This window comes from Eggerthella sp. BIOML-A1 (assembly GCF_009875595.1).
In the GTDB taxonomy this organism is placed as follows: Bacteria; Actinomycetota; Coriobacteriia; order Coriobacteriales; family Eggerthellaceae; genus Eggerthella; species Eggerthella lenta.
On sequence record NZ_WWRZ01000032.1, the window covers coordinates 1 to 1270 of the forward strand.

At 40.3% G+C, this 1270-nt stretch carries 3 protein-coding genes; all 3 read right to left on the reverse strand.

Annotation, left to right across the window (positions count from 1 at the left end; translation table 11 throughout):
* A partial coding sequence (locus GT590_RS14400; RefSeq protein ID WP_205217250.1) for a hypothetical protein occupies positions 1–216 on the reverse strand: 216 nt, incomplete at its 3' end.
* A complete protein-coding gene (locus GT590_RS14240) occupies positions 201–347 on the reverse strand; it encodes a single-stranded DNA-binding protein (protein ID WP_255459247.1) in 147 nt (48 codons plus the stop codon). The genes GT590_RS14240 and GT590_RS14400, both read right to left, overlap by 16 nt.
* A gap of 62 nt (positions 348–409) precedes the next feature.
* On the reverse strand, positions 410–1270 hold an 861-nt coding region (locus GT590_RS14245; RefSeq protein WP_161171201.1), incomplete at its 5' end, for a DUF1351 domain-containing protein.

Genomic DNA, 1270 nt, shown 5'->3' on the forward strand with positions numbered 1-1270 from the left:
AGCGTATTCACTTCTTGCCATATCTTTTGCCTGCTCCCAGCTATAAGCCAGTACATGGTAAAAATGTTGCGTACGGTGATTTAATCCCCAATTACATGTAACACGATAAAATTTCAATTCATTTCCAATGGACCATAAGTGGGGTAATCGTCTGCCAGATTCGTACATATCTCTATCAACTCTCGCTATCTGTGGTTTGTTCATCTTCTTCTCCAAATTCTATTCCTAACCTTTTTACGGTTGCGATTGACGGCAAGTGTGAACGTTGCTACCGCTACATTAGATGGCGTGTATCTAAGTTCAGCGTCCTTGGTCATTCTTCCAACCAAACAAATTGAATTAATCATACTAATTCACCTCTTTTCCATTTGTATATGAATACTTTCTGATACTTGTCTAATTTCCATGATTACCATCCACACTGTTCAGCCAGCTCTTCTTGACTAAGTGGCTTAATATTTTGATAACCGCTGACTTGATAATTTTTCTTGTATTCAAAGCCAGCTTGTGCAAGTGTTGCCTTAAAGTGTTCTTTTTCATCTGCACTTTCAAAATACACTTCCAAGGTCATTTTTTGCTTGTATTGTTTTAAGCCATTTTCAGCCTCTCTGAGAGCTTCAATGTCATTCTTGGGCGATTGTCCATTTTCCAAGATTTCGCCTGTTTCTGGGTCAAAATGACGGCTTTCTGTTGAAACTTGAGCTTGTTCCTGTTCTTTTGCTCGCTGAGTGGCTAGAAGTTGCTCTCTTTCTTCCTCAGCTCTTCGCGTTTCTGCTTTCTGCTTTTCAAACTGATAATCTGCCATGATTTGTTGCATTACATCAGCCAAAGACATTGACTGTAACATACGAATGTACGGTTGGTCAGTCATACCGTACTCAGCACATTGCCCGGAGATGGTGGCTTTTTCTTTTTCATGCTCTTGTTGTTTTTGATATTCAAATGTGACCATGTCCTCAAGAGATTTCATGGTGACTTTCTTCAAGGTCACACCATCCGCCATAAAGTCGCCAGCCTTGATATATTCAAGGGCTTTTTCATCAAAGATACGTGGGTCAAGCATGTACTCGGCTGCTTTATTAGCCAGGTAACTCTTGACAGTATCAAGGCGGACAGCTTTCTGATGGTCTTCAAATTCCTTGACATCAGACGCAATCTTATCAATGACTTTGTCCATTGGTTCGCTGGTGTCCTTGATATACTTGTCAAACTCATCAGCAGACTGTGACAGCTCACGTTTAATCTTGATACGTTCATCAGAGATTTGTTT